General features: G+C 63.8%; 20 protein-coding genes. 5 read left to right on the top strand and 15 right to left on the bottom strand.

Annotated elements, in window-relative coordinates:
• Positions 1–5 precede the first annotated feature (5 nt).
• Positions 6–1,142 (top strand): Mrp/NBP35 family ATP-binding protein, encoded by a 1,137-nt coding sequence (locus ACFQ6H_RS11655; protein ID WP_095972904.1) that lies wholly within the window; start codon positions 6–8, stop codon positions 1,140–1,142.
• 64 nt (positions 1,143–1,206) lie between these two features.
• On the opposite strand, the gene tatB is transcribed toward ACFQ6H_RS11655, so the two are convergent.
• From tatB to sigE, 4 genes are all read right to left on the bottom strand, one after another.
• On the bottom strand, positions 1,207–1,599 hold the full coding sequence (tatB, locus tag ACFQ6H_RS11650) for a Sec-independent protein translocase protein TatB (protein ID WP_003945177.1): 393 nt from the start codon (positions 1,597–1,599) through the stop codon (positions 1,207–1,209).
• A 74-nt stretch (positions 1,600–1,673) separates the two neighbouring features.
• Positions 1,674–3,152: a S1C family serine protease gene (locus tag ACFQ6H_RS11645; RefSeq protein WP_378646186.1), complete on the bottom strand. Its 1,479-nt coding sequence runs from the start codon at positions 3,150–3,152 to the stop codon at positions 1,674–1,676.
• Positions 3,153–3,227: 75 nt separating this feature from the next.
• Positions 3,228–3,587, bottom strand: a complete 360-nt coding sequence (locus tag ACFQ6H_RS11640) for a hypothetical protein (protein WP_003945180.1) — start codon at positions 3,585–3,587, stop codon at positions 3,228–3,230.
• Positions 3,588–3,639: 52 nt separating this feature from the next.
• Positions 3,640–4,236: an RNA polymerase sigma factor SigE gene (gene sigE, locus ACFQ6H_RS11635; protein ID WP_029255812.1), complete on the bottom strand. Its 597-nt coding sequence runs from the start codon at positions 4,234–4,236 to the stop codon at positions 3,640–3,642.
• Positions 4,237–4,566: 330 nt separating this feature from the next.
• Here sigE and ACFQ6H_RS11630 point away from each other — a divergent pair, with 330 nt between their 5' ends.
• A complete protein-coding gene (locus tag ACFQ6H_RS11630; protein WP_007736091.1) occupies positions 4,567–5,202 on the top strand; it encodes an O-methyltransferase in 636 nt (211 codons plus the stop codon).
• Here ACFQ6H_RS11630 and glgC read toward each other — a convergent pair.
• A complete protein-coding gene (gene glgC / locus ACFQ6H_RS11625; RefSeq protein ID WP_003945185.1) occupies positions 5,199–6,413 on the bottom strand; it encodes a glucose-1-phosphate adenylyltransferase in 1,215 nt (404 codons plus the stop codon). The two genes, ACFQ6H_RS11630 and glgC, sit on opposite strands and share 4 nt — an antisense overlap.
• A 132-nt stretch (positions 6,414–6,545) precedes the next feature.
• On the opposite strand from glgC, the gene glgA reads away from it, so the two are divergent.
• Entirely contained in the window at positions 6,546–7,718 is a 1,173-nt protein-coding gene (gene glgA / locus ACFQ6H_RS11620; RefSeq protein WP_378646184.1) for a glycogen synthase, read from the top strand.
• Between the two features lie 6 nt (positions 7,719–7,724).
• Here glgA and ACFQ6H_RS11615 read toward each other — a convergent pair whose 3' ends face one another.
• The 10 genes from ACFQ6H_RS11615 to dapE all read right to left on the bottom strand — a co-directional run bounded on the left by ACFQ6H_RS11615 (position 7,725) and on the right by dapE (position 16,162).
• Positions 7,725–8,564 carry a putative RNA methyltransferase gene (locus tag ACFQ6H_RS11615; RefSeq protein WP_378549818.1) on the bottom strand — a complete coding sequence of 280 codons (840 nt, stop codon included), beginning with the start codon at positions 8,562–8,564 and terminating at the stop codon, positions 7,725–7,727.
• Positions 8,565–8,681: 117 nt separating this feature from the next.
• Positions 8,682–8,849, bottom strand: a complete 168-nt coding sequence (locus ACFQ6H_RS11610; RefSeq protein WP_003945169.1) for a DUF3117 domain-containing protein — start codon at positions 8,847–8,849, stop codon at positions 8,682–8,684.
• Between the two features lie 151 nt (positions 8,850–9,000).
• Entirely contained in the window at positions 9,001–9,570 is a 570-nt protein-coding gene (locus ACFQ6H_RS11605) for a DNA-3-methyladenine glycosylase I (protein ID WP_378549815.1), read from the bottom strand.
• The gene (locus ACFQ6H_RS11600) at positions 9,570–9,959 is read right to left on the bottom strand and encodes a DivIVA domain-containing protein (RefSeq protein ID WP_378646182.1); all 390 of its coding nucleotides are present in this window, start codon (positions 9,957–9,959) and stop codon (positions 9,570–9,572) included. The genes ACFQ6H_RS11605 and ACFQ6H_RS11600 overlap by 1 nt, the downstream gene beginning before the upstream one ends.
• Before the next feature lie 32 nt (positions 9,960–9,991).
• Complete coding sequence (locus ACFQ6H_RS11595; protein ID WP_283301488.1) at positions 9,992–10,933, bottom strand: glucosyl-3-phosphoglycerate synthase; 942 nt, start codon at positions 10,931–10,933, stop codon at positions 9,992–9,994.
• Positions 10,930–11,829 carry a dihydropteroate synthase gene (gene folP, locus ACFQ6H_RS11590; RefSeq protein ID WP_230817391.1) on the bottom strand — a complete coding sequence of 300 codons (900 nt, stop codon included), beginning with the start codon at positions 11,827–11,829 and terminating at the stop codon, positions 10,930–10,932. Before folP ends, ACFQ6H_RS11595 begins: the two co-directional genes overlap by 4 nt.
• A 30-nt stretch (positions 11,830–11,859) precedes the next feature.
• The gene (locus ACFQ6H_RS11585; RefSeq protein ID WP_378646180.1) at positions 11,860–13,632 is read right to left on the bottom strand and encodes a long-chain-acyl-CoA synthetase; all 1,773 of its coding nucleotides are present in this window, start codon (positions 13,630–13,632) and stop codon (positions 11,860–11,862) included.
• 88 nt (positions 13,633–13,720) lie between these two features.
• Entirely contained in the window at positions 13,721–14,278 is a 558-nt protein-coding gene (locus ACFQ6H_RS11580; protein ID WP_378646178.1) for a TIGR00730 family Rossman fold protein, read from the bottom strand.
• The gene (locus ACFQ6H_RS11575) at positions 14,272–15,075 is read right to left on the bottom strand and encodes a TIGR00730 family Rossman fold protein (protein WP_003945176.1); all 804 of its coding nucleotides are present in this window, start codon (positions 15,073–15,075) and stop codon (positions 14,272–14,274) included. The genes ACFQ6H_RS11580 and ACFQ6H_RS11575 overlap by 7 nt, the downstream gene beginning before the upstream one ends.
• Positions 15,076–15,091: 16 nt before the next feature.
• Positions 15,092–16,162, bottom strand: coding sequence for a succinyl-diaminopimelate desuccinylase (gene dapE, locus ACFQ6H_RS11570; protein WP_378646176.1), 1,071 nt, complete (start codon positions 16,160–16,162; stop codon positions 15,092–15,094).
• Between the two features lie 49 nt (positions 16,163–16,211).
• Between dapE and dapD the strand changes: the two genes are divergently transcribed.
• Together dapD and ACFQ6H_RS11560 are read left to right on the top strand one after the other, a co-directional pair.
• Complete coding sequence (dapD, locus tag ACFQ6H_RS11565) at positions 16,212–17,165, top strand: 2,3,4,5-tetrahydropyridine-2,6-dicarboxylate N-succinyltransferase (RefSeq protein ID WP_378549798.1); 954 nt, start codon at positions 16,212–16,214, stop codon at positions 17,163–17,165.
• Positions 17,165–18,547 (top strand): amino acid permease, encoded by a 1,383-nt coding sequence (locus ACFQ6H_RS11560; RefSeq protein ID WP_378646174.1) that lies wholly within the window; start codon positions 17,165–17,167, stop codon positions 18,545–18,547. The genes dapD and ACFQ6H_RS11560 overlap by 1 nt, the downstream gene beginning before the upstream one ends.
• Positions 18,548–18,555 lie beyond the last annotated feature (8 nt).

Raw genomic sequence — 18,555 nt, 5'->3', positions numbered from 1 at the left:
GAGTCATGTCTGTACTGACCGAGTCCGACGTACGCTCAGCGCTCGCGCGAGTTCTGGACCCAGAGATCCGCAAACCCATCACCGAACTGGGGATGGTCAAGGGGATCACCCTCTCCAGTGACAACAGCGTCGACATCGGCATCTATCTCACGACCGCCGGTTGCCCGATGCGCACCGAGATCACCGAACGCGTCACCAAGGCCGTCGCCGACGTCGCCGGAGTCGGCGCGATCCGCGTCGAACTCGACGTCATGGACGACGCTCAGCGAACCGAACTCCGCAAGTCGCTTCGCGGCGATTCCGCCGAGCCGGTCATCCCCTTCGCCCAGCCGGGTTCACTCACCCGCGTCTACGCCGTGGCTTCCGGCAAGGGTGGCGTCGGAAAGTCCAGTGTGACAGTCAATCTCGCGGCGGCGATGGCCGCGCGCGGACTGTCCGTGGGTGTACTCGACGCAGATATCTACGGTCACTCGATCCCCCGCATGCTCGGCACCGACGCCAAGCCGACTCAGGTCGAGCGCATGATCATGCCGCCCGTCGCCCACGACGTGAAGATGATCTCCATCGCGCAGTTCACCCAGGGCAACACTCCCGTCGTCTGGCGCGGACCGATGCTTCACCGCGCGCTTCAGCAGTTCCTCGCCGACGTGTTCTGGGGCGATCTGGACGTGCTGCTGCTCGATCTGCCGCCCGGCACCGGTGACATCGCCATCTCGGTGGCTCAGCTCATCCCGAGCGCCGAGATCCTGGTCGTCACCACACCGCAGCAGGCCGCTGCCGAGGTCGCCGAGCGCGCGGGCGCCATCGCCCTGCAGACCCGTCAGCGTGTGGCCGGCGTCGTCGAGAACATGTCGTGGCTCGAACTTCCCGACGGCACCCGTATGGACGTCTTCGGCGAAGGCGGTGGGCAGACGGTCTCCGATCGCCTCACGAAGGCCGTCGGCGCCAAGGTGCCGCTTCTCGGACAGATCCCGCTGGATCCGTCCGTCCGTGAGGCAGGCGACGCCGGGACACCGATCGTCCTCAGCGCCCCCGACTCACCCGCCGCCATCGCACTCAAGGACATCGCCGACAAGTTGGCCGTCCGTCAGCGCGGGCTGGCCGGAATGTCGCTCGGTATCAACACGGTTCGCAACCTGTAGAACCCCGTCATACGAAAGGGCGCCTGTCACCGATCGGTGGCAGACGCCCTTTCGTGTGTCGAATCTAGGTTGCGTCGAAGTCCACGGGAGGACGTTCGCCGGCAGTGAGTGGCTTGTCCTTCGACAGCGTCTTCGGCTCCTGCACTCCGCTCTGCGGCTTCTTGTCGAAGTTGCCTGTGAAGATGGAGTCGTCACCGTCGAGGAGGTGCTGGGTGATCACAGCGCGCGGCGTCATTCCGCGCAGCTTGTTCAGATCTGCGAGTGGTTTACGCAGATCCTCGAAGTCGGTGCCTAGTTCTTCCTTGAGCTGATTGGAAGCGCCCGAGGCATATTCGCGCACCTGCCTCAGGGATTTCGTGACCCAGGAGACCGCACCAGGAAGCCGCTCAGGTCCCAAGATGACCAGAGCCGCTACGAGGAGGATCATGAACTCGCCCCAACCGATGTTGCCAAACACAGGGTCAGCCTACTGTGTGCTCGCTCGGTACGCGCATGTCCGGATCAACCTCACAGGAAGATCGCAGGGTCCGATCAGTCCGACACCGGCGTGACCGAAATGTCGACCTGCCGTCCGTCGCGGATCAACTGAACGTTGACAGGCTGATCGACGGTCGTCGCGTTGACCGCAACCACCAATTCGTCGGCGCTTGTCACCGGCCGGCCACCGACCTTGACGATGACGTCACCCTCGACGATCCCCGCACGTTGAGCGGGGCTGCCGTCGCGGACGTTGGCCACGGCAGCGCCGCTGGTCGCGTCGTTGACTGCGGTGCGGGCATTCACGCCGATGTCTGGGTGATGAACCTTGCCGTCGCGGATGATGGTCTGCGCCACCTCGGTGACCGTGTCGATCGGAATCGCGAAGCCGAGCCCGACCGAACCACCGGACTCACTGAGCATTGCCGTGTTGATACCGATGACGCGGGCTTCGTCGTCGACGAGCGCCCCACCGGAGTTGCCGTGATTGATCGCCGCGTCGGTCTGGACGGCGTCGATGACGGCGTTGGTGTCGGTGCCTTCACCCGACAACCGCAGAGGCCGATTCAGCGCACTGACGATTCCGCGGGTGACGGTTTTGCTCAATCCGAGCGGTGAGCCGACGGCGACGACGTCGTCGCCCACCTGAACATCCTCGGATTTTCCGAGCTGAGCGACCGTCAGATTGTTGGCCGACACCTTGAGCACCGCGAGGTCTGTCTTGACGTCACGGCCGACGATCTGGGCGTCGGTCTTGGTTCCGTCGGAGAAGATCACCTGGATCTTCGCGTCCTGAGCGGGCGGAACGGCAGAGGAGATCACGTGGTTGTTGGTGACGATGTATCCCTCGCCCGAGATGACCACACCCGATCCCGTACTCCCCTGGTCACCGACGGCAACCTGAATCGACACCACGGATGGCAGTACCGCGTCGGCGACCTTCGCCACCTGCGACTCCGGTTGTTCGCCGCCGCCGGATTGGACGAGCGTGACGCGTGAGCTGGTGAGTGAACTGCGATCGGCGGTGATGACCGTGGCGAGTAAGCCGCCGACGAGTGCGATGACGAGCGCCATCCCGGCGAGTGCGGCCAGCGCCGAGGGAGCGACCTTGCGACCGAACAACACCTCACGCACATCGAGCTTCCGGGCGGGCTGCAACTGCACCGGCGTCTCGGACTCTGCGGGATTGCCCAGGGAGACGGCGGATTCCGGATCACGCCACGGATCGCTCGGCGGCTCTTCTTCGGGCGCGTTGTCGGTCGACGCCTCGGGATCGCGGCCGATCGACTCGGTGGCGTCTGCTGGTCGTCCGAATGCCTCGGCCAGCACCGGGTCCGGAGCGCCGATCACGACGTCGGAGGACGGGGTCGATCGCGCGGCCACCGGAGTGAACGAGCCTTCGACTCCACTCGGCCGACCGAACACCTGGCGCGAGGCCGGATCGATCTGGGGTCGATAGACCGGACGGGGGTCGAGAACCGGCGCATCTGCCGGTCTGTCCACCGAACCGTTTGCCGAAGAATCCGAACTCACTCCGGAGTGCCCCCTTTTTCCGTCAGTCACATCGTCCAGTATCACTGATCCGCGCCGGGAAGCAGGCGCGCGGCGTCATTTGCGCCAGCGACGGGACAACCTCTTGCTGATGGTGGAGAAGCCGGCGGGCTGATTACCGACGGAACTGTCGGCGTTTTCCGAATTGGGTCCGGTAGTCGGACTGTTGCACGAGGGAATCTGGCTGAGAAGTCCCACCAGGGACAACGGCATCGTCATCTCGCCGCTTCGACGCAGCGCACCACGCGCCTGCTGCTGAGCATCGACGGCTGCTGCGCACTCGGCGCAGATCGAGATGTGATGGGAGGCCCTCAGGTAGGCCTGCATCCGGAGCTCTCCGTCGACGTAGGCAGCGATTGCCTCGCTGGCCAGATGTTCGGTCGAACCGAACTGGCGATGTGCCCGCGCCTCCGTCATTCGTCCCTCCAGGTGATTGACCACGTCCCGCTCTGTAGCTCGAACCCGACCGTCAGAAACCGACGAGTTCGGATTCGGCCGCGCGCTGCGCTGCCAGATGATCGCGAATCGCCTGTCGCCCACGATGGATACGGCTACGAACCGTTCCGAGCTTCACTCCCAGTGTGGCACCGATTTCCTCGTACGACAGACCTTCGATGTCACAGAGCACAACAGCTGCACGAAATTCAGGTGCGAGCGAGTCCAGTGCGGCCTGCAGACCTGCGTCGAGGCGCGCGTCATGGTAGATCTGCTCGGGGTCGGGACCAGGTGAGGGAACGCGGTCGTAGTCCTCGGGCAGCGCTTCCATACGGATGCGGTTGCGTCGGCGAACCATGTCGAGGAACAGGTTGGTGGTGATGCGGTGCAACCAGCCCTCGAACGTTCCGGGCTGATAGTCGGAGAGCGAGCGGAACACCCGGATGAAGGTGTCCTGCGTCAAGTCCTCGGCGTCCTGGGCATCGCCTGACAACCGGTAGGCCAGGCGGTACACCCGGTCACCGTGCTGACGCACGAGTTCGTCCCAAGACGGCATGGAGGACTTCTCACCAGTTGCATCGAACACAGCTGTGCCGATCAATTCGGAATCCACAGCCGATTCCGTCGTCAAAACTTCCGACTCTCGAGGGCGAGGCTCGTCGTTGACCTGGTAAATAAGTTGATCCTCCTGCTCGGGATCGCGTAGTTCGATCACCGCGTTGTCCGAATCACGTGATGCGCGATATTCGGGAGAACCAGCCGATGCTGTGATTTGTTCCCGATGACCGAGCTGCGAAAGATCAACTTGGTAGAAATCGATACCGCCGTGCGATCTTCGATCCGGCGATGTATACACCTTTTCTCATCGCGGTGTGCACGCCATATGAGGAGCCTGAGGGATTCCTGAGAATCCTGGTGACTGCGCGCCTTGCAGCGACAATCCGAACCGCCCGATAACCTCATGAGCGTGACCCACGCCGAACAGATACTCCGCCACGTCGAGGACGTAGTTTCCGAGGACGAGATTTTGACCGCGGCGCGAGATCGAGCGCTGGATCTCGGAGCCCATCCGGTGACGCCCGCCGTCGGCGCAACTCTCGCCATGTTCGCGAGAATGCTCGACGCGAAGACAGCCGTCGAGGTGGGCACCGGAGCCGGCGTGAGCAGCCTGTGGCTTCTGCACGGCATGCGCGACGACGGCGTCCTGACCACGATCGACAGCGAACCCGAACACCAGCGGGCGGCCAAACTGACCTTCCGCGAAAGTGGAATCGCTCCGGCACGCACTCGCCTGATCAACGGACGCGCACTCGACGTCCTTCCCCGTCTCGCCGACGGCGGCTACGACCTGGTGTTCGTCGACTGCGCCGCGATCGACCACCCGCACTACGTCCGCGAAGGTGTCCGCCTGCTGCGCTCCGGCGGAGTCATCGTTCTGCACAACGCCCTCGCCGACGGACGTGTTGCCGACAGCTCCGCTCGCGATGCGACGACTGTTGCGGTCCGAGAAGCAGCGAAGGCCGTGACCGAGGACGAGCGACTCATTCGAGTGCTCCTCCCCCTCGGCGACGGCCTCCTCTGCGCGAGCAAGCTCTAGATCCAGACGCCTTTCCCGATGGCGACGACGCCACCCTGACTGACGGCGAACCGTTCGCGGTCACGTTCGAGGTCGACGCCGATGATTTCGCCGTCACCGACCACGACGTTCTTGTCGAGGATCGCGCGCCGTACGACGGCACCCTTGCCGATGCGCACACCCGGCATCAGCACGCTGCCCTCGACGGTCGCGCCGTCCTCGATCATCACGTTGGAGCTGAGTACCGAATTGCGGACCGTTGCCGCGGACAAGATCGACCCCGCACCGACCACCGATTCCTGGGCGAGTCCGCCCTTCACGAACTTGGCGGGCGCGAGGTTCTCGGTGGCGCCGCGGATGGGCCAGCGACGGTTGTAGAGATTGAAGATCGGATGCACGGACACGAGGTCCATGTGAGCGTCGTAGAAGGCGTCGAGGGTACCGACGTCGCGCCAGTAACCGCGGTCTCGATCGGTGGCGCCGGGGACCACGTTGTCCTTGAAGTCGTAGACCGACGCCTCACCCGCCGCGACCAAGGCGGGAATGATGTCGCCGCCCATGTCGTGGTCGGAATCGGAGTTCTCGGAATCAGCGCGGATGGCGTCCACGAGCACCTTGGTGGTGAACACATAGTTACCCATGGACGCGAACGTCGAGTTGGGGTCGTCCGGTGTCCCGGGAGGATGGGCGGGCTTCTCGAGGAACTGGGTGATGCGTCCGGACTCGTCACTGTCGATGCAGCCGAAAGCAAAAGCCTCGCTTCGCGGTACACGAATTCCCGCGACCGTCACCCCTGCCCCGGATTCGATGTGATGCTGCACCATCTGTTCCGGATCCATCCGGTACACGTGGTCGGCACCGAAAACCACGATGTACTCGGGGTCCTCGTCGTAAACGAGATTGAGCGACTGCAGGATTGCGTCGGCGCTGCCGGTATACCAGCGCGGCCCGAGCCGCTGCTGGGCCGGGACCGGAGTGATGTACTCACCCGCGAAACCGGACAACCGCCACGTCTGCGAAATGTGGCGGTCCAGTGAATGTGACTTGTATTGCGTCAACACACAAATACGCAGATATCCCGCGTTGACAAGGTTGCTCAACACGAAGTCGATAAGTCGATATGCACCTCCGAAGGGCACTGCGGGCTTCGCTCTGTCCGCGGTCAGCGGATACAAGCGTTTGCCCTCGCCCCCGGCGAGCACGATTCCAAGCACATGCGGCTGGCTTCTCACACCGCTAACCTATCCGCACCGGTGAACTCCCGCTAGCGAAGCAGTCCGAGAGGTCCGATCGTGTCCCTCTCCGAACGGGCGGGGAAAGCGCGATCGGTAGCCGGATCGACCACGGGCGGTTAGGTTTAGCGCGTGCGAGTCGCGATGATGACCAAGGAATACCCGCCGGAGATCTACGGCGGCGCAGGAGTACACGTAACCGAGCTTGTCGCTCAGATGAAGCGGTTGTGCGAGGTCGACGTGCACTGCATGGGCGCCCCGCGCGAAGGCGCGATCGTCCACTCTCCCGACCCCGCACTCGCCGGATCCAACCCCGCCTTGACTACGCTCTCGACCGAACTGCGGATGGCGGACGCAGCGGCGGGCGTCGACATCGTCCACTCCCACACCTGGTACACCGGACTGGCCGGGCATCTCGCCTCGGCGCTCTACGACGTACCGCACATCCTCACTGCACACTCACTCGAGCCCAGACGCCCGTGGAAGGCCGAGCAGCTAGGTGGTGGCTATCGGATCTCGTCGTGGTCCGAACGCAACGCCGTCGAGCACGCAGACGCGATCATCGCCGTCAGTTCCGGAATGCGACTCGACGTCCTCGACGCGTATCCCGCCGTCGATCCGAGTCGCGTGCACGTGGTGCGCAACGGAATCGACACCGCGGTATGGCATCCCGGCGGATCTGCGCCGGGAGCGCCGTCCGCGCTCGCGTCGATCGGAGTCGATCCAGCCAAACCCATCGTGGCCTTTGTCGGACGCATCACCAGACAGAAGGGAGTTGGTCACCTCGTCGCGGCGGCACACCACTTCGACTCGGAGATTCAACTCGTGCTGTGCGCCGGCGCTCCCGATACACCGGAGATTGCCGCCGAGACGGAGAAGGCGGTGGCCGAACTCGCCAGGCATCGAGGCAACGTCTTCTGGGTGCGCGAAATGCTCCCGACCGAACAGATCAGGGAAATACTCTCGGCAGCAACGGTATTCGTCTGCCCTTCGGTGTACGAGCCCCTCGGGATCGTCAATCTCGAGGCCATGGCGTGCGAGACCGCCGTGGTCGCTTCCGATGTCGGCGGCATCCCCGAGGTGGTCGCCGACGGCGCCACCGGGCGACTCGTGCATTACAACGCCTACGAGCCGAACGCATTCGAGGAGTCACTCGCGGCCACCGTCAATGCCGTTGTCGCCGACCGAGAGGGCGCCGAAGCGATGGGTCGTGCGGGCAGAATCCGTGCGATCGACGAGTTCTCCTGGGCCGAAATCGCCAAGCAGACGCTCGAGGTCTACGCCGATGCCGTCACGAGACGCTGATCCAGGTCAGATTTTGCGGTAGGTCGAGATCGTCGCCGACGCGGTCACGGTGCTCGGCTGCGGCAGCTTCGCCACGGCGGCAGCAAGATCGGCGGGCGTCAGGTGTCTCGCCGACGGTCCCATACCCACCAGGTCGAGGATGTCCTGGCGGGACAGTGACATCGTGAACTCGACCTCGTCGCTGCTCACGCGGTCGAAGTAGCCGGCCATCGAGGATTCGAGGCGTTCTACTTTGCGATCGTCGACCCTGACCATCGCAAGGATGTCGATCAGCTCTCGCAGATGCCTGTCGGTGGGCGTCAACACCACCAGAACGCCGTCATCTGCGAGAACGCGATGGGACTGCGGACCGTTGCGCGGAGCGAACACACAGAGCACGTGAGACAACGCTCCGTCGCGAATCGGTAGTGGTTGCCAGACGTCTGCGACGATCGAGCCGATTCTTTCGTGGACCTTCGCAGCCCGCCGTGCCGCGAACTTGGACACGTCCAAGGCTATTGCGCGAGAATCAGGCAGAGAATCCACCACGTCCGCGAGGTATTGACCTGTGCCTGCACCGATTTCGACGATCCGCGCAGGATCCGACCCGGCCGTAGTCGAGCAGGCCCGGGAGACGGCATCCATCAGTGGGTCGAAATGGCCCGCGCCGAGCAGTCGTGCACGCGCCGCGATCATCTCGGCACTGTCGCCGGTGAACTTCGTGGCTCCGCCGCTGATCAGGCTCACGTAACCCTGGCGAGCCACGTCGAATCGATGTCCGCGGTCGCACTCGGCGGCGCCGTCCACCAACTCCAACTCGGCAGCGCACTGCGGGCAGGACAGAAGATCGATCACGGCGGCAAGCATTGATCCGTCCTTTCTGCTACCGGCGGTGCGCACACACTTCAGGCCCCGTACCGAAACGGATACGGAGCCTGCGTGCAATCACGTGCTGTTGTTCGTACTGCTACAACCTGGACCCGACTAGCTGGTGACGTTCGTGAGTTCCACACCGAGCGCTGCAGCTTCATCCGGGGTCAGCTCGACGACGAGGCGTCCGCCACCCTCGAGTGGAACCCGCATGACGATTCCTCGTCCCTCTTTGGTTGCTTCGAGGGGACCGTCCCCGGTCCGGGGCTTCATGGCCGCCATCCTCTGCTCCCTCCAGATCTGCGCTGCATTGCTCTGCGCCTCGACTAACGGTGCGCCCCGCCAACAATCAGCGAGGCTCGTACCCTCCATTGTTCCCTATGGATGCGGGAACCGGGAATCTGAGTCACATTTAGGGGTGTTCAGTCGACCGTCACACCTGCGTCGGAACCCAACAATCGGCCACGTGATCATCGACCATTCCGGTGGCCTGCATGAGCGCATAAGCCGTGGTAGGGCCCACAAACTTGAACCCACGTCGCTTGAGTTCCTTAGCCATGGCAGTCGACTCGGGAGTGACCGCCGGAACCTCTGCAATTGATGTCAGTCGTCTGGTGCGTCGAGGCGGCGAGAACGACCAGAGTAACGAATCGAGGTCCAGATCGGGTGAATTCACGAGCACTCGGGCGTTGGAAATCGTCGCTTCGATCTTCGCGCGATTGCGGACGATCGCGGCATCGGAGAGCAATCTCTCGACATCCGCAACTCCGTACGCTGCGACCTTGTCCGGATCGAACCCGTCGAAGGCTTCTCGGAAGGACTCGCGTTTGCGCAAAATCGTGATCCACGAAAGCCCCGATTGGAATGCCTCGAGAGCGAGCCGCTCGAACAGTTCGGCGCGCCCGTGCAGCGGACGCCCCCACTCCTCGTCGTGATAGTCGCGGTAAAGCGTGTCGCCGGGCGTCTCGACCACCCAGCCGCATCGAACCAGTCCGTCTGCCATCAGCCCTGAGAATCCTTCGATTCGGACTCGGACTCGGACGCGGTCTCAGGCTCCTCGTGCGACGCTTCGGCCACGGCGGGAGCATCCGCCTTCACCAGGACCTCAGACCGCTCGTCACGGCCCAGTTGTGCACGCAGAGAATCGATTTCCAACCCGAGGCGATGCAGAGCCCAATCGACTTCGCTCGCCTTGTAACCCCGCAGCACCTGCTGAAAGCGCAGAGCGTCGACATCCGCTCCGGTGACGTCTTCCGCCGGCAGCACCGTCGCCGTCGTGCCGGGAGGCAGCGGCGGCAGCTCTTCCGAGCGCCCGAACACAGCGCTGGCGGCGAGGAAGATCATCGCGCCGACCAGTGCCATGACAATCAGGTACAGGAGGATCGTCATCATGGACCGATACTCCCATACGCGTGGGTAAGCGGTCAGACCCCCGCGGTGCGCACTATCGAATTCATCGGGGGTCGATCGACCAGCGATACCTCCGTGGTCTCGGGCACGAAAGAATCACCGTCGACCAGGAATTGGGTCAACCCGGCACCCGAATCCTCGATCCCACACCGCCTGAGCATCGTTCCGATGATCTGCCGACTCATCACGCCGAGGTCGGCGAGTGGCCGGTTGCGATGCTTGCGCACGCCCAGATTGACCTGACCGATCGCCGCCAGCCCCAACGTGTCGTACGTATCGAGCAGCAAGCCGATCTCGACACCGTAGCCCGGGGCAAACGGGACTGCGGAGAGCAACTCTCGGGTGCCCGCGTATTCACCACCCAATGGTTGCAGCACCGATGTGAGTTCGGGCCGCAGCGCAGCCAACATGGGCCGCGCCACCAATTCAGTGACTCGTCCGCCGCCGTTGGCGTCCTCCGTGCCGCTCACGCGCAGCGGACGGCGGTAGTAACCCTTCACCAGATGGATGCCGTCAACGGTGAGTAGCGGACCCAGCAGTTTCGGCACGAACGCCGGATCGGGATTGATGAGGTCGGAGTCGACGAATGCGATCAGATCGCCGGTCGTCGCGGCGACCGAACGCCAGAGCACCTCACCTTTGCCCGCGGTCGGCGGGATGGACGGGACGGCGCTCTCACGACTGATCACCGTCGCTCCGGCCGCGCGAGCACGCTCGGCGGTACGGTCGCTCGAACCCGAATCGAGCACGATCAATTCGTCGACCAAGCCGCCGAGCAACGGGTGAATGGTGTCGACCACGGCAGCAACGGTGTCTTCCTCGTTGAGCGCGGGCAACACCACCGAGACGGTTCGGCCCCCCTTTGCCCGTTCGAGTTCGGCCACCGTCCAACTCGGATGGTCCCAACTGTTGGCTTCTGCCCATACGCGGGTCGGGCCCGCACCGGTGATGCTCATGCCAGACCTCGAACCGTACGTACCGGGGCGCGGCGTCCCTGGATCGCGGCCACCATGTCGACTACTCGACGGGTGGACGCCACCTCGTGAACACGGAACACCCGGGCGCCGCCCGCCGCGGCCATTGCTGTCGCTGCCAATGTTCCCTCCAACCTCTCGGAAAGCTCCACACCAAGAGTCTCCCCGATGAAGTCCTTATTGCTCAGCGCCATCAGCACTGGCCACCCGGTGTTTACAAGAACGTCCACTTTTCGCAACAACTCGAGCCCGTGGAAGGTGTTCTTGCCGAAGTCGTGGGTGGGATCGATCAGAATCGCGTCACGCGGAACACCGAGAGCCAGGGCGCGTTCTGCCGCCGACACCACCTCGGAGACCACATCTGCGACGACGTCGTCGTAGCGAACACGGTGCGGGCGGGTGCGCGGAACCGCGCCGCCCGTGTGCGAGCAGACGATGCCGGCGCCCGTCTCGGCAGCGACCACCACGAGTTCGGGATCCGCACCGGCCCACGTGTCGTTGATCAGGTCGGCGCCTTCGTCGCGCGCCAGCCGTGCGACGCCACTGCGCCAGGTGTCGACGCTGATGATCAACTCGGGGTACTTGGCCCTGATCGCGGCGACGAACGGAACCACCCGCCTGACTTCCTCGTCGGCGTCGACGAGGTCACCCGGTCCGGCTTTCACTCCCCCGATGTCCACCAGATCGGCGCCCTCGTCGACGGCACGATCGACGGCAGCCATCGCCGCCGAGTCCGAGAACGTCGCACCCTGGTCGTAGAAGGAATCGGGAGTGCGATTGACGATCGCCATCACCAATGCACGGTCGACCGCGACCGGACGCCCACACAGGGTGGGCGCCGGACCTGGCTGCGCGGTAGAACCGGAGAGTGAAGACATGCCACTCATACTGGCATGACGGAACTCGGTCTAGCCCTTGGGTACCGAGCCTGCCGCGACCTTTCCGACGTATTCGTCGTACGAGTCCACGTAACCACCCTCGCGGCCTTCGAGAACGTGCAGAGTGTCGGCGCCGACGTCGTAACCCTCGTTCCGCAATTCCACCTTGCGCGACTTGAAAGTGCTGGTGTGTTCGAGTGAGTCGACGATGCGGATGAACAACGGGACAGCGTAGTTGGGGAGCTTGCCGTAGAGGTGAGCCGCGACTTCGCTGCCCTCGAAACTCTGACTGTCCCGTAACTTCACCGCCGCCATGCCCGCGCGCCCGTCGGTGCCAGGAATCTCGACGCCGTAGACAACTGCTTCTTCGACGGCCGGGTGCGAACTCAGCGCGCCCTCGACCTCCGTGGTGGCAACGTTCTCGCCCTTCCAACGGAAGGTGTCACCGAGGCGGTCGACGAAGGCGACGTGACCCCATCCCTGCTTGCGCACCAGGTCTCCGGTGTCGAACCAGGTGTCGTCGTCCTTGAATCCGCCCCGTACCAGTTTGCTGTTGCTCGCCGCTTCGTCGGTGTAACCGTCGAAAGGCGCCCGGTCGGTGACCTTGGACAGTAGGAGTCCGACGTCACCCGTGGAAACCTTGCGGAGTCGACCGTCGGCTCCACGCAACGCTTTTCCGGTGTTCTCGTCGAACTCCACGACAGCGTGCGGCAACGGGCAGATGCCTGCTGTCTTGTCGACGTTGAGTGCGTTGACGAACGCGATGTTGCATTCACTGGCACCGTAGAACTCGGCGACGCGGGGAATGCCGAAGCGCTGGGTGAATTCGGCCCAGATCTCAGGGCGCAGACCGTTGCCGACCATGAGCCGAACGGCGTTGTCACTGTCGGTCGGCTTGGCCGGCTGGTTGAGCAGATAGCGGCACAGCTCACCGATGTAGGTGAAGGCGGTCGCCTTGTTGACTGCGATGTCGTCCCAGAACCGGGAGGCGGAGAACTGACGTCCGATTGCGATGGTCGCACCGGACGCGAGCACCGAGGACAACGAGACCGTCAACGCGTTGTTGTGATAGAGCGGCAGGCAGCAGTACAGAGTGTCGGAGCCGCGCAAGCGCACGCCCATCAACCCGAGTCCAGACATCGACTTCAACCAGCGGAAGTGAGTCATCAAGCTGGCCTTGGGCATTCCGGTGGTGCCCGAGGTGAAGATGTAGAACGCTTTCTCCTTCGCCAGCACCTCGGCGGTGACCGCCGGGTTGGCCGGATCAGCCGTCTTCGCCAGATCCGAGAGTTCACTGACAAGAAGTTGATCGGGCCCGGCAAATCCGGCAGGCAACGATTCGAGGGCTTCTTCGCACTCGTCGGCGACCACCAGGACGCGAGCGTCGAGCAGCGTAAGGCTGTGTGCCAGAACGTCGTCGCGCTGGTTGTAGTTCAGCATGCCCGCTGCCGCACCGAGTTTGACGGCAGCGAGTGCGATCAACAGGGCTTCGGGAGTGTTCTTTGCCAGCACTCCGACGACGTCTCCGCGGTCGACTCCTCGGCCACGGAGAACGTCCGCGTAGCGGTTCACCAGTTCGTTGGCCTCGGCATAACTGGTCGCGTGGCCTTCGAACCGGATGAACGGGCGCGACGGGTGAGCGTGTGCAGCCTTCTGGAAGATCAACCCGATCGATTCCTTGGCCGAAGGCTTGCGGGTGAGGCCGGCGGCCCCCCGCGCCAGGATCGGCACCTCGGTGATCATCGACGGCAGTTTTGCCGCCAGATCCAGCAGGCCGACGGTCGAACGGGCTTCCGAACTCATGGCTCCCCTAACACGTATCCGGCGCCCATTCGGCCGCCCAGTCTGCGGCCACCTTACTTCACGGTAATAAAGCCCGCCATGCCCCAGGTCAGGGTTTCACGCACGCGTCGAGTGCTGCCTCGACGTCCGTCCTCACCAGCAGGGTGTCCAGCGCCTGACGCCCGACGAAGCCGGTCCCGTCGAGCTTGTTCAACCACTCGAGCAGGCCGGTGAAGTGCCCGACCGGATCGAGCATCACCACTGGTTTCTCGTGCATTCCGAGGTAGCCGGCGGTCCACGTTTCGAACAACTCTTCCAGCGTCCCGATTCCGCCCGGCAGCGTGATGAACGCGTCGGCGTGATCTTCCATCAGCTTCTTGCGTTCGCGCATGGTGTCCGTGACGATCAGCTCGTCGGCATCGACGTCGGCAACTTCCTTGTGCACCAGTGCCTTCGGAATGACGCCGACGGTCCAAGCGCCCGCAGCGCGAGCGGACTCGGCGACCGCGCCCATCATCGAGACGTTGCCACCGCCCGAGACCAACTGCCATCCGCGTCGACCGATCGCGGTTCCCACCTCTGCCGCCAACGCCAGGAACGACTCGTCCACCGGCCCCGACGCGCAGTACACGCAGATCGAGTACTTCTTGTCGGAATCGGTCACCATTCTTCTTCTTTCCCCAGATCTGCGGCCTCGTCGACGCCCTTGTCTGCGTTGAGGACGATTCGTACTGCTTCTTCGACGCTGTCGGTGACGTGCAGCAGATTCACGTCACCCTCGGAAATCTTGCCGTCACGCTCGAGGGTGCCGCGAATCCAGTCGACGAGCCCGGACCAGTACTCGGTGCCGAACAGGACGATCGGGAAGCGCGTGACTTTGTGGGTCTGCACCAGGGTGAGGGCTTCGAACAGCTCGTCGAGTGTTCCGAAGCCGCCGGGCAGGCAGATGAATGCCTGGGAGTACTTCACGAACATCGTCTTGCGTGCGAAGAAATACCGGAAGTTGATTCCGAGATCCACCCACTCGTTGAGTCCCTGCTCGAACGGCAACTCGATGCCGAGACCGATCGAATATCCGCCTGCTTCGCTGCAGCCACGGTTGGCAGCTTCCATGACTCCCGGCCCACCACCGGTGATGACGGCGTACCCGGCCTCGGCCAAGGCCGTTCCCAGTTCACGGCCGGATTGGTACTCGGGATGATCGACCGTGGTGCGGGCCGAACCGAACACCGTCACCGCACGCGGGACCTCGGCGAGCGCGCCGAAACCTTCGATGAATTCGCTCTGGATACGCAACACACGCCACGGATCGGTGTGTACCCAATCCGTGGGTCCGCGCTTGTCGAGCAGGCGCTGATCCGTCGTGGTCTTCTCGTCCTTGCGCTTGCGTCGAAGCTGAACCGGCCCGCGGTGCTTGATCGACGAGCTCTGCTTCTTCGAAGCCGAATTCTTCTCTGGTGCCATTCGGCAAGGCTAACGGTCAGGCCGACAGATACTTCCTCAGCACGGCCGCGACGTCGGTGATCTGCTGCACCGGAACGTGCTCGTCGCGCTTGTGCGCGAGGTTCGGATCACCCGGTCCGTAGTTCACGGCAGGAATGCCGAGCGCCGAGAACCTGGACACGTCGGTCCACCCGTACTTCGCACGGAACTGACCACCGGCCGCCTCGATCAAGGCGGCAGCGGACGGGTTCGCCAAGCCAGGCAGCGCGCCGGGCGAGGAGTCGGTGACCTCGAATCCGAGGCCCAGACCGTCGAACACTTCGCGCACGTGTGCCTCGGCTTGTACCTCGCTGCGATCGGGCGCGAATCGGAAATTGACGTCCATCTCGGCTTCGTCCGGGACGACATTTCCGGCGACACCGCCGGAAATCCGCACCGCCGACAAACCCTCGCGGTAGCCGCAACCGTCGATGTCGACCGAGCGCGGCTGGTAACGCGACAACCGCTCCAACGCACCGCCGAACTTGTGAATGGCGTTGTCCCCCAGCCAGGACCTCGCCGAATGTGCGCGAGTTCCCGACGCCGCCAACCGAACCCGCATCGTGCCCTGGCACCCGGCCTCGATGAAACCGGCCGTCGGCTCACCGAGAATCGCGACGTCGGCCGTGAGCCATTCCGGGATCTCGCGTTCGATTCTTCCCAGGCCGTTGTACGTCGCGGCGATCTCTTCGCAGTCGTAGAAGACCAAGGTCAGATCGTGGGCCAAGTTCTCGATGGTCGCAGCCAGATGAAGAAACACCGCGTCCCCCGACTTCATGTCGACAGTCCCGCATCCGTGCAGGATGTCGCCTTCGCGTCGCGAAGGAACGTTGTCGGCGATCGGCACCGTATCCAGATGTCCGGCGAGCATGACTCGACTGGGCAAACCACGCGACGTACGCGCCAACACGGCGTTGCCGTTGCGGATGATCTCGAAGCCCGAAGTCTGCTCACGCAGCGCATCCTCGACGGCCTGCGCAATGACGGATTCGTCGTGCGAGACGCTGGGGATGTCGACCAGGGCGGCCGTCAAGTCGATGGGGTCCGAAGCAAGATCGAGGATGCTCACACGCACCAGCCTAGGCCGGTGCACCCACCACCCAGTAATCTCTAGTCCCGTGAGCGCACAGGGAGCAACAGCAGTAGGTATCGCCAACGTGACCGCGGACGGAACCGTCCTCGACACCTGGTTCCCGGCACCGGAGCTGGGAACATTCGACAAGACCGGTACCGAGAACGTCGAGGGAACAGACATTCCTTCCGATCTTGCCCTGCTGGCAGGCACTGACGACGCTCGCGAGGTCTCGCAGGTCGTCGTGCGCACCACCATCGCCGATCTCTCCAAGGCACCGGTCGACGCCCATGACGTCTACCTGCGCCTCCACCTCCTCTCGCACCGTCTCGTCGCGCCCCACGGCGTCAATCTCGACGGCCAGTTCGGCCTGCTCACCAACGTCGTGTGGACCAACTTCGGTCCGTGCGCCGTCGAGGGCTTCGAGCAGGTTCGCTCGCGTCTGCGCATCCGCGGAGTCGTCACCGTGTTCAGCGTCGACAAGTTCCCCCGCATGGTCGACTACGTCGTGCCGTCCGGAGTTCGCATCGGTGACGCGGACCGTGTCCGACTCGGCGCACACCTCGCCAGCGGAACGACCGTCATGCACGAGGGCTTCGTCAACTTCAACGCCGGCACCCTCGGCAACTCGATGGTCGAAGGCCGCATCTCCGCGGGCGTCGTCGTCGACGACGGATCCGACGTGGGTGGCGGCGCCTCGATCATGGGCACCCTCTCCGGCGGCGGCAAGGAAACCATCTCCCTCGGCAAGCGCTGCCTCCTCGGCGCCAACGCCGGCCTCGGCATCTCACTCGGCGACGACTGCGTCCTCGAAGCGGGCCTCTACGTCACCGCGGGCACCAAGGTCACCGGCCCGGACGGCACCGTCGTCAAGGCCAAGGAACTGAGCGGCAAGTCCAACCTTCTCTTCCGTCGTAACTCGGTGTCGGGCGCCGTCGAGGTCGTGCCGTGGAAGGGCACCGGCGTCGAACTGAACGCTGCTTTGCACGCCAACGACTGATGACCAGCACCGACGTCTCCGACGGAACAACCACTGCTCTCGGCCACGGTCTCAAGGTCCGCCATCTGACGATGATGGGCCTGGGCTCGGCCATCGGCGCCGGCCTGTTCCTCGGAACCGGCGTCGGTATAGCCAAGGCCGGCCCGGCCGTCCTGATCTCCTACATCCTTGCGGGCGCCGTCGTGGTGTTCGTGATGCGCATGCTCGGTGAGATGGGCGCGGCGATTCCGGCCAGCGGTTCCTTCTCTCACTACGCACGCCTGGGCATCGGCGAGTGGGCCGGCTTCGTGATGGGCTGGCTCTACTGGTTCATGCTCATCATGGTGCTGGGGGCCGAGATCACCGGAGCGTCGGCGATCGTGAACGACTGGGTGCCGTCGATCCCGCAATGGGTTGTCGCCCTCGTCTTCGTGGTGTTCTTCGCCGTCGTGAACCTGGCCAAGGTCAGCAACTTCGGCGAGTTCGAGTTCTGGTTCGCCGCAATCAAAGTCACCGTCATCATCGCCTTCCTCGTCATCGGTGTCCTGCTTGTGTTCGGCATCCTGCCCGATACCGATCCGGTCGGTACGAGCAATCTGTTCGGGCAGGGCGGCTTCATGCCCAACGGGTTGTCTGGCATCGCCGCAGGCCTTCTCGTCGTGGCCTTCGCTTTCGGTGGGATCGAGATCGTCACCATCGCTGCAGCAGAATCCGAGAATCCGGAACGCTCCATCGCCGTCGCTGTCCGAAGCGTCGTGTGGCGCATCAGCGTCTTCTACATCGGCGCCATCTCGATCATGGTTCTGGTGCTGCCCTGGAACGACCCCGAACTCGAGAGCGGCCCGTTTGTGGCCGTCTTGAACAAGGCGAACATTCCGGGTGTCGCCGGGTTCATGGAACTCGTCGTAGTGGTGGCGTTGCTTTCTGCGTTCAACGCCAACATCTACGGCACCTCTCGTATGGCGTTCTCGCTGTCGCGTCGCGGTGACGGGCCCGTTTTCATGGCGAAACTGTCGAGCACTGGAGTTCCGACCAATGCCGTTCTGCTGTCGGTGTTCTTCGGCTTCGTCAGCGTCCTGCTCAACTGGTTGCTCCCCGACGACCTGCTCGGCATCCTGCTCAACGCAGTCGGCGCCGCGCTGCTGGTCATCTGGATCTTCATCGTCGTCTCGCATCTGCGACTGCGCAAACAACTCGAAGCGTCGGGCAAGCTGACAGTTCGGATGTGGCTGTTCCCGTATCTGAGCTACGCGACTCTCGCGATGCTTGGCGTATTCGTCGTCCTCATGCTCTTCGACGCCGATGCCCGTGCACAGTTGATCTCGACCACCGTGTTGTTCCTCGTGATCGCGGCATTGGGTTTCCTGAACGCCCGCTGGCGTAAGCAGAATCAGCCCGCCTGATCTGTGTG

It is taken from the genome of Rhodococcus sp. NPDC056506 (assembly GCF_042794945.1).
Lineage (GTDB): Bacteria > Actinomycetota > Actinomycetes > Mycobacteriales > Mycobacteriaceae > Rhodococcus_F.
The sequence above is the reverse complement of the archived record's forward strand: the minus strand, read 5'-3'. Positions and strand labels throughout refer to the sequence as shown.